Annotated in this window: 14 protein-coding genes, 1 tRNA gene and 1 riboswitch; of the genes, 2 read left to right on the forward strand and 13 right to left on the reverse strand. The window is 62.8% G+C overall.

Annotation, left to right across the window (positions count from 1 at the left end):
• Positions 1-83: 83 nt before the first annotated feature.
• The 13 genes from AC57B1_RS07560 to ydfG form a co-directional block, all read right to left on the reverse strand.
• Entirely contained in the window at positions 84-458 is a 375-nt protein-coding gene (locus AC57B1_RS07560; protein WP_496417128.1) for a hypothetical protein, read from the reverse strand.
• A 313-nt stretch (positions 459-771) separates the two neighbouring features.
• On the reverse strand, positions 772-2,562 hold the full coding sequence (locus AC57B1_RS07565; protein ID WP_496417129.1) for a chloride channel protein: 1,791 nt from the start codon (positions 2,560-2,562) through the stop codon (positions 772-774).
• Between the two features lie 48 nt (positions 2,563-2,610).
• On the reverse strand, positions 2,611-3,024 hold the full coding sequence (locus AC57B1_RS07570; RefSeq protein ID WP_496417130.1) for a MarR family winged helix-turn-helix transcriptional regulator: 414 nt from the start codon (positions 3,022-3,024) through the stop codon (positions 2,611-2,613).
• An 85-nt stretch (positions 3,025-3,109) separates the two neighbouring features.
• Complete coding sequence (locus tag AC57B1_RS07575) at positions 3,110-4,273, reverse strand: HPP family protein (RefSeq protein ID WP_496417131.1); 1,164 nt, start codon at positions 4,271-4,273, stop codon at positions 3,110-3,112.
• A gap of 352 nt (positions 4,274-4,625) precedes the next feature.
• Positions 4,626-4,701 (reverse strand) — tRNA-Lys (locus AC57B1_RS07580).
• 165 nt (positions 4,702-4,866) lie between these two features.
• The gene (gene ybgF / locus AC57B1_RS07585; protein ID WP_496417189.1) at positions 4,867-5,616 is read right to left on the reverse strand and encodes a tol-pal system protein YbgF; all 750 of its coding nucleotides are present in this window, start codon (positions 5,614-5,616) and stop codon (positions 4,867-4,869) included.
• A gap of 19 nt (positions 5,617-5,635) precedes the next feature.
• The gene (gene pal / locus AC57B1_RS07590; RefSeq protein ID WP_012431817.1) at positions 5,636-6,145 is read right to left on the reverse strand and encodes a peptidoglycan-associated lipoprotein Pal; all 510 of its coding nucleotides are present in this window, start codon (positions 6,143-6,145) and stop codon (positions 5,636-5,638) included.
• Between the two features lie 32 nt (positions 6,146-6,177).
• Complete coding sequence (tolB, locus tag AC57B1_RS07595; protein WP_091796650.1) at positions 6,178-7,470, reverse strand: Tol-Pal system beta propeller repeat protein TolB; 1,293 nt, start codon at positions 7,468-7,470, stop codon at positions 6,178-6,180.
• A 139-nt stretch (positions 7,471-7,609) separates the two neighbouring features.
• Positions 7,610-8,644, reverse strand: a complete 1,035-nt coding sequence (tolA, locus tag AC57B1_RS07600; protein WP_496417132.1) for a cell envelope integrity protein TolA — start codon at positions 8,642-8,644, stop codon at positions 7,610-7,612.
• Complete coding sequence (gene tolR / locus AC57B1_RS07605; RefSeq protein ID WP_007179120.1) at positions 8,641-9,087, reverse strand: protein TolR; 447 nt, start codon at positions 9,085-9,087, stop codon at positions 8,641-8,643. The genes tolA and tolR overlap by 4 nt, the downstream gene beginning before the upstream one ends.
• A gap of 10 nt (positions 9,088-9,097) precedes the next feature.
• Complete coding sequence (tolQ, locus tag AC57B1_RS07610; RefSeq protein ID WP_007179119.1) at positions 9,098-9,775, reverse strand: protein TolQ; 678 nt, start codon at positions 9,773-9,775, stop codon at positions 9,098-9,100.
• 155 nt (positions 9,776-9,930) lie between these two features.
• Positions 9,931-10,410, reverse strand: a complete 480-nt coding sequence (ybgC, locus tag AC57B1_RS07615; protein ID WP_408186712.1) for a tol-pal system-associated acyl-CoA thioesterase — start codon at positions 10,408-10,410, stop codon at positions 9,931-9,933.
• 58 nt (positions 10,411-10,468) lie between these two features.
• Positions 10,469-11,215: a bifunctional NADP-dependent 3-hydroxy acid dehydrogenase/3-hydroxypropionate dehydrogenase YdfG gene (gene ydfG / locus AC57B1_RS07620; RefSeq protein WP_496417133.1), complete on the reverse strand. Its 747-nt coding sequence runs from the start codon at positions 11,213-11,215 to the stop codon at positions 10,469-10,471.
• Between the two features lie 241 nt (positions 11,216-11,456).
• Positions 11,457-11,565, forward strand: a riboswitch (ZMP/ZTP riboswitch).
• Positions 11,566-11,731: 166 nt separating this feature from the next.
• Here ydfG and glyA point away from each other — a divergent pair.
• Both glyA and nrdR read left to right on the forward strand, forming a co-directional pair.
• Positions 11,732-12,979, forward strand: a complete 1,248-nt coding sequence (glyA, locus tag AC57B1_RS07625; protein ID WP_408301028.1) for a serine hydroxymethyltransferase — start codon at positions 11,732-11,734, stop codon at positions 12,977-12,979.
• Between the two features lie 6 nt (positions 12,980-12,985).
• Positions 12,986-13,468: a transcriptional regulator NrdR gene (nrdR, locus tag AC57B1_RS07630; protein WP_091796645.1), complete on the forward strand. Its 483-nt coding sequence runs from the start codon at positions 12,986-12,988 to the stop codon at positions 13,466-13,468.
• Positions 13,469-13,650 lie beyond the last annotated feature (182 nt).

The raw sequence follows: 13,650 nt of genomic DNA on the forward strand, positions 1-13,650 counted from the left end.
CCTGATGGTTCGATAAGGCTTGTCTGGCGGGAAAAGTTGGCCGCTTTGGCGGACGCGTTCACAGCGATTGTGATTGGTGCCCGCTACATCGGCAGATGGGATTTCGAATACGGGGACGTTTGAATGACAAGGGTCGCGCGGGTACCGACTTTCGCGAAGTGCGAGCGGCGTGCCACATGGCGCCAGGCGAGCGCGACGATGATCGCGAGCCAGTATGCGCAGGCGCGCTCGAAGAACGCTATCGATGTGCTGAGGTGGCCATAGCGGCTCTGCGAGTCGGCGAACACCAGGAAGGTCAGCGCGGCATCGAGCAGGAACGCGACACACGCCAACGCGCCGAAAATGTGTGAACCATCGAGCGACGCGCCAGGTATGCGGCGGTTGCACAGATGACAGGCGGCCAGCACGAAAGCCAGCAGAGCCAGGTTCGAGAGGAGATCGAACAGAAAATTGGTCATATGGGTGGAATGAAAGCGCGGGGCTGCGGCGTTGTCAAAGCGTCTGCTTACGCAGAGTCACAGCGTGTCTTGCTGGACCGGCGGCGATCATTGCACGTCTTTATGTCTCAATAAATGTTCAGGTTCGGAGTCCGTTGTTTCCTGGCTGAGCCGTGAAATTGGCTACGGAAAATGCCGGTCAAGTCGCGCGAAATGGCGGCAAAGGCTGTCGGAAATATCCTTTGATCACGTGTTGCCACGTAGTTCGACATTGCCTCGCCTCATTGCAATCTCTCTCGATCGACACGGCGCTTCGCAAGCCACGCTAACCGGCTCAGCGAAGCGGCGAAAGGCGTCGCTTCGCTGCACGCGTACCCAGACGCCGGAAGCGCTCCTTCTTATGCTCTTCTTCGAAGTGGGCAAGCGACGGTTTCACCAGATCGCTGCGCGACACGATGCCGATGAGTCGCCGTGTGTTGACGTCGTCCACGACGGGCATGCGCTCCAGACCGTGAACGGCGAGCCGTGTTGCAACGAGGCGGCAGGTTTCGCCCGGCAATGCGACCACGGGTGTGTGCGTTCCCATCAGTTCAAGCAGCGTTGCCGCGGCGTGCTCGACGTCGTGAGCGGCACTCATGCGCTCGAGGGTCGCGCGGTCGATAACCCCAGTCACCGCGCCGTCCCGAATCACCGGATAGGCTCGATGCTTTTGCGCCGGGCCGAAGTGTCGTGCCAGTATGTCGTCGATAGTCGCGTGCGCGTCGATCGTTTCGACGTCACGCGTCATGACCTCGTCGACGTAGTGGCGCTCCAGCGGATCGACACCATATTCGCGGTAGATGTGATATCCACGGCGCGCGATTTTTTCCGTCATGATCGAGCGGCGCATCACGACTGTCGCAAAGCCGTGCGCGACCAGCGTGGCGGCGAGTAGCGGCAATAACGCGTTGCTGTCATGGGTCAGGCCGAAGGCGAACACGATTGCGGTGAGCGGAGCGCCCAAGGTCGCGCCGAGCGTGGCTGCCATGCACACGAGCGGCCACAGCGCCGGATCGTTGCCCGGCATCAGATGGCTCAACACCACGCCGAGACCGGCGCCCAGCATCAGCAGCGGCGCAAGCACGCCGCCCGAGGTGCCCGAGCCGAGCGCGACGACCCACATGACGGCCTTCACGAGCAGTAGCGCGAGCGCAACCTGAAGTGCCAGATGCAGATGCAGCAGGTCGCCGATGACGTCGTAGCCGACACCCAGCGCGCGCGGCTCGATAAAGCCGCCAATTCCCACGACGAGTCCGCCGAGCGCGGGCCACCACATCCAATGGATACTGAGTTTTCCGAACAGATCTTCGGTCTTGTAGAGCGCGGCGGAGAGGCCCGTTGCCAGCGCGCCTGACAGTAAGCCGGCGATGACGCAGGTGAACAGCGACAACGCGCCGGGCGGCGCCGTTTCGAGCGGAAACAGCGGCCCCGCGCCGAACAGTGCGCCGCGAGCGAAGCCTGCCACCGCGCAGGCGAGCGCGACCGGCAAGAAACTGCGTGGCCGCCATTCGAACAACAGCAACTCGACCGCGAGCAGCACTGCCGCGACCGGCGTGCCGAACACCGCGGTCATGCCGGCTGCGGCGCCGGCGACCAGCAGCGTTTTACGCTCCGCCGCGCTCACGCGCACGCACTGCGCGATCAACGAACCCAAAGCGCCGCCCGTCATGATGATGGGACCTTCCGCGCCGAACGGCCCGCCGCTGCCGATCACGATGCCGGATGACAGCGGCTTGAGGATCGCCACCTTCGGCGACATACGGCTCTTGCCGAACAGGATCGCTTCGATGGCTTCCGGAATGCCGTGGCCGCGAATCTTCTCCGAGCCGTAGCGCGCCATCAGGCCGACGATCAGGCCGCCCGCCACCGGCACCAGCACGACCCACATGCCTAACGTGTTGTGCGCTGGCGATCGATCCGCGAACGAAAGCGTGCCGAAGAAAAACAGGTTCGTGAACAGGTGGATCAGATTCAGCAGTACGAAAGCCGCCGCCGTACTGATCACGCCGATGCACGCCGCCAGCAAGGCGATGCCGGGCAAGCGGCGGTTTTCGGCGAAGTCGCGCTTGTGGGTGTCGGCTGTCATGATCGGGACGAGATTGAGGTGAGTGGGCAGTGAGCGGCGTGGCGCGGACTAGAGATCGATTTGCGGCACGTTGAACGCGCCTTCGAGCGACTTCAATTCGGCGCGGTGCAGCGCGGCCAGTTTGGCCAGGGTTTTTTCGCCGGGCTTTTGCAGGTGTACTTCCACCTGGCGGCGATCGGTCTCGCTGACCTTGCGTTTGACGAGGCCGAGCGCTTCGCATCGCGATACCAGTGCCACGACACCGTGATGCTGGGCTTGCAGCCGTTCGGCCAATTCGCCGATGGTCGCCCAGTCCCGCCGCGGATAGCCTTTGATGTGCAGAAGCAGCAGATACTGCAAAGGCGTGATGCCTTCGGTTTGGGCGGCCTGTTCGGAGAAGCGTTCGAATCTGCGCATCTGATAGCGGAACTCGGACAACTGCTCGAAATCGGACTTTTCCAGTTCGCGGCGTGGGGTTTTCATTGAAGCGTGGCTTTATCGGGAAATGCTATTTATATCACAACGTGATGTATTTGGGCGTGACGATGGCGCAAGTCGAGACGGGCTGTCAGGCCGCGCGCTGCGACGCTTGCTGTGGCATGCGAGGCTGGCGGTATAAACCGGAGATCAGATTTGCCTGAGTCACCATCCCCGCGAGTTCTCTTGTCTGGCTGTCCAGCACTGGAATGTGGTGGTGTCCAAAGTCAGCGAATAGTGGCACCAGGTTCGCGATCGGCGTGGTGGTGTCGACCGTGCGGACGGGGGTTGTCATCAGCGTGCCGACGGTCGGTTCTTTCGCGCGGCGCCGGCCGAACAACCGGTGTCGAAGCCGTGTGAACGCCCCCGCTTGCCGCGCGCCGCCAAGGTCGGCCCGCGTGACGATGCCAATCACGTGCCGCTCTTCGTTCGTGACCGGAAGCGCCTTGATGCCGTGACGTTGCAGGATGCTCCACGCGGTCGTTGCGCGCGTCTGCGCCGAGACGGTGATCACGTTGCGCGACATGATGTTCGCGCAGGTGATCTCGTCGAAGCTGCGCGCGTAGGTGTGCAACTGCAAGGCGCGCAGCAGGGATTCCAGATCGTCAGGTGCGATGTCGAGCAGTTCGCTTTGCCGCCTGAGCACGGCGTCGAGATCCGCACGCGTGAAGCCGGGCCGCGGCTGAGCGTCCGGATCTGATTTGCTAGCGCCTGGCCGTGCCGAATGGGGATAACGGTGGCCAGTGAGCGCGTGATACACGATTGCGGCGCCGAGGAGCGCCGCGGACTGAAGCGCGATCGGCTCGAGCACGAAGCGGTAGCCGAGCGCATGCACGGCCGGTCCGCCCAGCACGGCCGTGAGCGCGACCGCTCCGGATGGCGGATGCACGCAGCGCAGCACGAACATGGCGCAGATTGCGGCGGCGACGGCGACGGGAGCCGCGTGCAGCGGATCGCCGATCCAGCTTGCGCAAGCAACGCCGACCGTCGCCGAAACAAGGTTACCGCCGATGATGGACCACGGTTGCGCAAGTGGACTCGCTGGCACCGCGAACAGCAGCACGGCCGAAGCGCCCATGGGCGCCACCAGCAACGGGATATTGCCGCCCGAACCCAGCAGCAGATGCGTGATGGCGGCAGTGAACGCAATGCCTATCAATGCACCGACGCACGAACGCAAACGCTCCTTCCACGCGAGAGCGACGGGCGGTGGTGCGAGGCGGGCGAGCCAGCGGTTGAGGGTAGGGCGGGGCAAGGTCGGTTGCGTTGGGTGAGGGTTTGTGGGGTGGCGCGAGGGTTCAGTGGATGGGCAGCGAGGCTGCGGTGGGTGAGATTATATGTGATTGTGATATAAATTGGTGCGAGGGTAGTTGTGTGGATTGACGAGCCGTGTAAGTGACTGGTCATCGCAGGCCGGGCGCGGCGGGTTTCGCGTCATGGGGCTGAGACCGGAAGTGATGGGCGGAAAGACGGGGGAGGGACAGAAGAGACGGTACGGAAACCCTAAATGCCGACCGCGACGCAACGCGGGGACGCATAGCGTAAAGAAACCGTGCCGCAAAAAGAAAAGGGCTCGCACGCTGACGCGTGCAAGCCCTTGAATCTTTTGGTAGGCCGTACGGGATTCGAACCTGTGACCAACGGATTAAAAGTCCGCTGCTCTACCAGCTGAGCTAACGACCCAAAAGAGAAGCGAAATTATAGCGATAGCCGCGGCGAGCTGTCAACCCATCGAGCCTACGTCAGCAATCACAACTTCAGATAGTGAAAAGCCCAGGTATCACTACCCGGGCTTTTCAGCGAGAGGCGCGCGTGGCTATGACTTCGGACACTGCGCGTTACTGCCAGCTACTTGATCTGCGAGAGCTTGCTCTGGGCCGATTGCGCGACATCCGAGCCGCCGTACTGCGCGACGATCTGCTCAAGCGTCTTCTTGGCCGCGGCCTTCTGACCTTGCTCGAGCTGATTGTTCGCAATGGCCAGCAATGCTTCAGGCGCCCGCGGATGCTGCGGATATTTCTGCACCACACCTTGCCAGGTCGCCGTCGAGCCCTTGTAGTCGCGCAACGCATACAACGCGTTGCCCAGCCAGTACTGCGCGGTCGGCTGGTAAGGGCTGTTCGGAAACTTGGAGATGAAGGTGCGGAACGACGCCGCCGCATTCTTGAAGTCGCCGTTGCGGAACTGCTGCGAAGCCGCATTGAACGACTCGGTCTCACCCGGCTGCACCTCGCCCTGGACGCCGTCCACCGTTTGCTGCTGCGGCTCGAATTTCTTCAGGCGCGTATCCAGATCGGTGTAGTAGTCCTTTTGCTGCTTTTGCAGCGTGGCGAGCTGATTGCCCATGTCCTCGTTCTGTCCACGCAACGTCGCGACCTGCTGATTGAGCTGGTCGAGACGATTGGACTGATCGAGGATCGTGCGTTGCGCGGCCGACAACTGACTCGACAGGCTATCGGTCTTCGAGCGCAGATCGAGAATGGCCTGACGGGCCTGATCGTCGTCGAAGATGCCCGCATGCGCGGGCACAGCCGTGAAGGCCGTGCCCGCGACGCAGGCCGCTGCGGCAAGCCGCAGCCAGGAGAAACGATGCGTCATTCGGCTCATCACCCGTTACTTACTGTTGGTATACGAGGTCGGCGCGGCGGTTTTGTGCCCACGACGATTCGTCATGACCCGTAGCTTGCGGCTTTTCCTTGCCGAGGCTCACGGCTTCCATTTGCGAGTCCGTCACGCCCATCAGCGACAGCGAACGGCGCACAGCTTCAGCACGCTTCTGGCCGAGTGCCAGGTTGTACTCGCTGGTGCCGCGTTCGTCGGTGTTGCCCTGGATCAGGACGTGGCGTTGCGGATGGCTCTTCAGGTATTGCGCGTGTTGTTGCAGCAGCGATTGGTAGTCGTCCTTCACCGAGTAGCTGTCGAAGTCGAAGTAGATGCTGCGCTTGGCGAGCGGGCTGTTCGGATCGTTCAGCGGGTCGACGTTGACCGTCGCGACATCGTTCGGGTTCGGCTGTGCCGAAACCGTGCCACCCTTGTTAGCGTTCTCGTCGAGCTTGACGCCCGAGTGACATGCGGCCAGCGCACCGACCATCAATACAGCAAAAGCGAAGCGAAGTTTTGACATCATTTGGTTACTCTCCTTGTGTTATTGCATAAACGTTATTGCATAAACGGGCCCCAGGACGGCTCGCGTACGCTGCCACCCTGAACGGACAGGACCTGCCGAGTGCGACCGTCGGTCGATACTGCGGCCAACACGCCACGGCCGTTCACCTGTGTGGCGTAAAGAATGTACTGACCGTTCGCCGCGAAGCTCGGCGATTCGTCATGTGTCGTGTCCGTCAGGCCTGTGGCGGTGTTGCCTTGCAGGTCCTGGATATAAAGCTTGAAGCCGCCGCCGACGCGCGAGATATAAGCGAGCTGTTTGCCGTCCGGGCTCACGCGCGGGCTGGTGTTGTAGCTGCCCGTGAACGTGACGCGCTGTGCGGCGCCGGCGTTTTCGCCTTGGGCCGACATCTTGTAGATCTGCGGCTGGCCGCCACGGTCGCTGGTGAAATAGATCGACTGGCCGTCAGGCGAGAAGCACGGTTCGGTGTCGATCGAGCTGCCTTGCGTGAGACGGCGCAGGCCGCTGCCGTCTGCATTGACGGCGAAAATCTGCGTGTTGCCGGTGCGCGAGAGCGCGACCGCCAGCGTACGCCCGTCCGGCGACCACGCCGGCGCACTGTTATTGCCCTTCTGGTCCGACACCACGATGCGGCGGCCCGTGGGCAGATCGTGAATGTAGACGATCGGCTTTTTCTTTTCGAACGAAACGTAAGCGACCTTGGTGCCGTCAGGCGACCATGCCGGCGAGATGATCGGCTCGGGGCTCGACAGCGCGATGTGCGCGTCCTGGCCGTCCGAATCGGAGATCTGCAACTGATAACGGCCGCCCGTCTTGATGACGTACGACAGGCGCGTGGCGAACACGCCGCGGCCGCCCATGAGCTTCGCGTAGATGTAGTCCGCAACCTTGTGCGCGCTCATGCGCAAGCCGCTTTCCGGGCTCACCAGCACGAGGCCGCCGAGGCTTTCGCCCTTGACGGTGTCGTACAGCTTGAAGCGCACTTCATATTGACCGTTCGGCAGGCGGTTCACGCTGCCCGACACGAACGCGTTGGCGCCCTTGGCCTTCCAGCTGCCGAGGTCGACGGAATCCGTTTCGGCGACCGGGGTGGAACCCGCGTCGATGTTAGTGAATTTGCCGCTGCGCTGCAGATCCTGACGCACGATCGTGCTGACCTGCTGCGGCGAGTTCGCTTCATTGGCGAAATTCGCCGTTGCGATCGGAAACTGGGTGGACCCGACGCCCGTGACGAGGACGTTGAGTTGTGCGTTGGCGGCGCCACCTACGGCGATCAGGCACGACGCTACAAGTGTCCGCAGGCCTAGCTTGGTCATCAAACTCATGCTGTATGGATTCCCCAAAAACGGTTTTACTAACGCTTCAAGACAGCAGACAGACCCGAAAACAACTAATTCGTTCCCGAGCGCGCCCCGATCGGCGGGGCGCTGCGTCTGCTGTCGACTGACTGTCGAACTGCTGCAATCAACCGGCCGGGCGCAACGTAATCAGGAAGCTGGTCGGTGTCTTGCCATTGATGTCCTGAGGCATCGGATCAGTACGCTGGACGGCCCGCAGCGCCGCGTCGTCCCACGCTGCGTTGCCGCTGCTGCGTGAAATCGTTGCGCCAAGCAAGGTGCCCGTCGGCGAGCAGCGCACGGAGACGACCGTCTCCAGGCCGCTGGTCTCACCGCCCCACGTGATGTTCGGGCGCACTGCGCGACGCACCTTGTCCGAGTAGCCCGGCGAGGTCGCCGTGCCGCCCGAGCCGCTGCCCGTGCCGCTCTTTCCGAGGCCATCGCTGGTGGTCGAGCCGGTGCCGCCGGTCGCGAGGCCTTGCATCTGCGCGAGGCGTGCGCGACGTTCCGCATCCAGTTTCTTCGCTTGCGCCGCCGCGTCGGCTTGCGCTTTGGCCTTCGCGGCTTTCTGCGCGTCGGCCTTCTTCTGCGCTTCAGCCTCGGCTTGCTTTTGCTGTTCCTGCTGCTGTTCCTTCAACTGCTGTTGCTTTTGCTGCTCGGCCAATTGCTGTTGCTTCAGCTTGTTGGCCTCCTGCTGCTGCTGTTGCTGCTGTTGTTTCTGTTTCGCTGCGGCAGCCTTTTGCGCCGCGAGTTGCGCTGCCTGTTCGGCCGCCAGTTGCTGCTGTCGCTTCGCCTCGGCTTCCTGCTGGGCCTGCAGCTTCTGCTGACGTTGCTGCTCGGCCAACTGAGCCTGACGAGCCGCCTCCTGTTGCTGGCGCTTCTTTTCCTGCAGCGCGATGTCGGCCTGCTCGTCGCGCACCGGCGGGGCAGGGGCGACCGGCACGGGCGCGGGCGGTGGCGGGACGGGACGCGGGATCACCGCGTCGGGCACTTCGGTCCACAGTTCCGCTTCAGCGCCCTCAGGCGTACTGTTTTGCCACTGAATGCCGTGATACAGGAAGAATCCGAGCAGCGCGTGCATCACCAGCGCGAACGCAAAGGCTCGCCCGGTGCCGCGTTCACGCGGTGGCTGGAGCGGGTATTCGGAGTTCTTGCGGATCATTGCGATTTGACGAGCAATCCAACGCGCTTGACGCCGCGAGCTTTGAGCTCGGACATCACGTTCATCACGACTTCGTACTTCACGGTCTTGTCGGCGGCGATGACGACCGGCTGATCCGGATGCGATTGCGCGCGCTCGGCGATGAAGCCGTTCAGATCGGCCTTGGTCATGTCTTCCTGCTGCTGCGCACCCGAATCGTCCTTGTATTTGACGCTCATGTTGCCGTCCGCGCGAATGTTCACGATGACGGGCGGCGTTTGCTGCTGCGGCGCTGCGCCACCGACGGTCGGCAGATTGACGATCGACGGCGCGACGAGCGGCGCGGTCACCATGAAGATCACGAGCAGCACGAGCATCACGTCGATATACGGCACGACGTTGATGTCGGCCATCGCGCGGCGCGAGCGGCTGCCGCGCATGCTGGAGGAGCGAGAGCCTGCCATCGTGGACTCCTTACTGTGCCTGACGCTGCAGGATGTTCGAGAATTCTTCGATAAAGGTCTCGAAGCGGATCGCCAGACGGTCGATGTCGTGCGCGTAGCGATTGTAGGCAACCACGGCCGGAATCGCAGCGAACAGGCCAATTGCGGTAGCCGTCAGCGCTTCGGCGATGCCCGGCGCGACATTCGCCAGGGTGGCCTGCTGCACGTTGGCGAGGCCGCGGAACGCGTTCATGATCCCCCACACCGTGCCGAACAGACCGATATACGGGCTGACCGAGCCGACCGACGCGAGAAACGCGAGATTGGCTTCGAGCACGTCCATTTCACGCTGGAACGCGGCACGCATGGCGCGCCGCGCACCGTCGAGAATCGCGCCCGGATCATTCAGGCGCTTTTCCTTGCCCTTCAGGAACTCGCGCATGCCGGACTCGAAAATCCGCTCCAGGGCGCCGATCGTGTGGCGGTTGTTCGCGGCACTTTGATAAAGGGCCTGCAGGTCGCCACCCGACCAGAAATCGCGTTCGAAACGTTCAGTCTGCGCGCGCGCTCGACGGATCGCAAACCACTTGCGGAAGATGAAGGTCCACGACAACAGCGACAACAGCAGCAGCAGGGCCATGACGGCCTGCGCCAGCAGGCTCGCATTGAGTACGAGGGAAACGATCGACAGATCTTGTGTAGTGTTCATAAAGGTTCGTTTTAACGTCCCGGAAGGGGGCGTCCGGCTGCAAGGCCGCTCGAAGCTTGCCGTGAGCAAAACGGAAGCATCGGCGATATTGCAAGCCGAACCATGCTTTGTGTTGCTTGATCGTTACGAGTTCACTGGCCCCGTAACAACGGGGTTCAGTCATTGTCCGTTGACACGCCGCTGTCGCTCACGCCCGGGCCGCGCCGCAAGGCGGCGAGAACCGGCGGAGGAATCGCGGCCGGCCGCAGCGCGATGCGGTCCACGCAGCCGACCCGGATGGAACCGGTAGCAAGCAGCGTGCCGTCCCGCCACGCTTCCTGCGCGAAATCGACCGAAGCGCGGCCGAGGCGCTCGATCCGGCTGACCACGTTGACCACGTCGTCGAGCCGGGCCGGCGCCCGGTAATCGACCGCGGTGCTGCGGACGATGAAAATCGCCCCCGACTCTTCCGCGAGCCGATTCTGGTCGACGCCGCACGCGCGCAGCCATTCGGTGCGCGCCCGTTCGAAAAATTTCAAGTAGTTCGCGTAAAACACGATGCCGCCGGCGTCGGTATCTTCGTAATACACGCGGATGGGCCACGTGTAGCCGATTTCCGTGCCGGGCTGGCTGGTCGACATATTCATGCGGCGCATTTTACCGGAACGCACACCCCAAGGTCTGTTTCAAGATGTGCGCCCCGTCTGGCGGGCGTTAGCCGCGATGAACGGACAAAGCGGAGAACGATTGCGCCACGGGCATCAACTCGATCGTGTTGACATTGACGTGCGCCGGGCGCGTGGCGATCCAGTAGATCGAGTCCGCGATGTCTTCGGGTGTGAGCGGTTGCACGTTTTCGTACATTTTGGCGGCTTTATTGTCGTCGCCGCGAAACCGGACGTTCGAGAACTCGGTGCCGCCGCACAGGCCGGGTTCGACGTTCGTCACCCGCAGCGCGGTGCCGGCCACATCGGCGCGCAGATTCAGGCTGAACTGATGCACGAACGCTTTGGTGGCCCCGTAGACGTTGCCGCCCGCGTACGGCCAGCTGCCGGCTGCCGAGCCCAGATTGAAAATGTGGCCGCGATTGCGCTCCACCATGCCCGGCAGTAACGCGTGCGTGACCTGCACGAGACCTGTGCAGTTGGTCTCGATCATGGTGTTCCACTCGTCGAGACTCGCCTTCTGCGCCGGTTCGATGCCGAGTGCGAGGCCGGCGTTATTGACCAGCACGTCGATTGGGGCGAATTCCGCCGGCAGGGAGGCAGGAACGGCCTCGACGGCGGCGCGGTCGCGTACGTCGAGTTCATACGGCAGAAGCGCGTCGCCGAGTTCATCGGCGAGTGCCTGCAGACGGTCCTTGCGGCGAGCTGTGGCGACCACACGATGGCCGCCCTTGACGAAGGCGCGAGCGATAGCGGCGCCGAATCCCGCGGACGCTCCGGTGACGAACACGATCATTGCTGTGATTCCCTGGCTGGTAGGAGAGAAAGGCCCCAAGCCTACTTCCATTGCCGCGCTGCGGCAAGGGTAAACCAGCCGTACGAGAGGCTTTGGAAGGGACGCGCCGCGGCTCACCGGCGCTGTTCCGTCAGACGTTTGCGCGCTGCACAAGGCGGTGCTGAGGGCCGTCCGGCCGGCACCTCCGGCGGCGGCCGGAAGCCGGTTGCCTATTCGATCCTCTTCCAATAAACTAACGCGCTCATCCCTGCGTGACTGGCGATAGAACCGGTTCAAGCAATCGGATTCAAGGTGGAGCAACCCACCGTGAAGCGCAGGGTGCCGTTTTGCCGTTCGCCTGGGCAGCCGTGATCCGCGCGCATTGATCTGCGCTGGCGGTGGCTGTCCTGCCTCGCGTGTGCGGCGACTCTCCATCCGCCACGTCAGGGCTGGCCCAGCCGCCAGCAGCGCTGCGTACCCTCTACGCAAGATTCGGCGCACGATCCGGTCAACCTGAACACATTCAACGGAATCCGTATGTTTGACAGAGCCCAAAGCACCATCGCCAATGTCGATCCTGAACTCTGGAAGGTCATCGAGCAGGAAAACCGCCGTCAGGAAGAGCACATCGAACTGATCGCGTCGGAAAACTACACGAGCCCGGCCGTCATGGCTGCGCAAGGCTCGCAACTCACGAACAAGTACGCAGAAGGGTATCCGGGCAAGCGCTACTACGGCGGCTGCGAGTACGTCGATATTGCCGAGCAGTTGGCGATCGACCGCGTGAAGCAACTGTTCGGTGCCGAAGCCGCCAACGTGCAGCCGAACTCCGGCTCTCAGGCCAACCAGGGCGTGTTCTTCGCCATGCTCAAGCCGGGCGATACGATCATGGGCATGAGCCTCGCGCACGGTGGCCACCTCACGCACGGTTCGCCGGTCAACATGTCGGGCAAGTGGTTCAACGTGGTGAGCTACGGCCTGAACGAAGCTGAAGACATCGACTACGATGCCGCAGAAAAGCTCGCTCAGGAACACAAGCCGAAGCTGATCGTGGCGGGCGCCTCCGCGTTTGCGCTGCGTATCGATTTCGAACGCCTGTCGAAGATCGCCAAGTCGGTCGGCGCGTACTTCATGGTCGACATGGCGCATTACGCAGGCCTGATCGCCGCGGGCGTCTATCCGAACCCGGTTCCGCACGCCGATTTCGTTACCACCACGACGCACAAGAGCCTGCGCGGCCCGCGCGGCGGCGTGATCCTGATGAAAGCCGAGTTCGAAAAGCAGATCAACTCGGCCATCTTCCCGGGCATTCAAGGTGGACCGCTGATGCACGTGATCGCCGGCAAGGCCGTCGCGTTCAAGGAAGCGCTGTCGCCCGAGTTCAAGGCGTACCAGCAGCAAGTCGTAGAAAACGCGCGCGTGCTGGCGGAAACGCTGGTCAAGCGCGGTCTGCGCATCGTGTCGGGCCGCACCGAAAGCCACGTGATGCTCGTCGACCTGCGCGCAAAGAAGATTACCGGCAAGGCTGCGGAAGCCGCGCTGGGTGCTGCTCACATCACGGTCAACAAGAACGCGATTCCGAACGATCCGGAAAAGCCGTTCGTGACGAGCGGCGTGCGTCTCGGCTCGCCGGCCATGACCACGCGCGGTTTCGGTGTCAAGGAAGCCGAGCAGGTAGGTAACCTGATCGCCGACGTGCTGGACAACCCGGAAGACGCCGCCACGATCGAACGCGTGCGCGCGCAAGTCGCCGAGCTGACCCAGCGTTTCCCGGTTTACCGCTAAGCCGCCATGCACTGCCCCTTCTGCCGTCACGCCGATACGCAGGTTGTCGACTCGCGCGTATCCGAAGACGGCGCAACGATTCGCCGGCGCCGCCGCTGCCCGGCCTGCGACAAACGTTTCACGACGTATGAGCGGGTCGAGCTGGCGTTGCCGTCGGTCGTCAAGAAGGATGGCAGCCGCACGGAATTCGACCGCCGCAAGATCGTCGCGAGCATGCAACTGGCGCTGCGCAAGCGCCCGGTGGCCGCAGACGCGATCGACGCGGCGGTTGCCCGCATCGAGTATCAGTTGCTCGGCAGCGGCGAGCGCGAGGTGCGCAGTGAGCGCCTCGGCGAGCTCGTGATGAACGAGTTGCGTGCGCTCGACACCATTGCCTACGTTCGTTTTGCGTCTGTCTACCGGCGCTTCGAAGACGTCTCCGAATTCGAAGACGTGATCGAAGAATTTCGCCGCGCCTCTTCTCCTCCCAAGCCTCCCCGCAAACGCTGAACGCAGTCGCATCTCGCGTTGCGTCTGAATAGCCGTTTTCCCCTGCGTCGTTTCGCGCATCCGCATCTCCCGTTGCCGTTATGGTTCGTCGCGTGCATTCTTGCGCGGGATAGCGTCTGAGTGCCACCTGGCCATTCGGCCGATTGTTGAGCGATTTGCAAATCGTTAGATTGGCTGCATTC

This window comes from Paraburkholderia sp. BGA-UO-ETr-F21, from assembly GCF_059567925.1.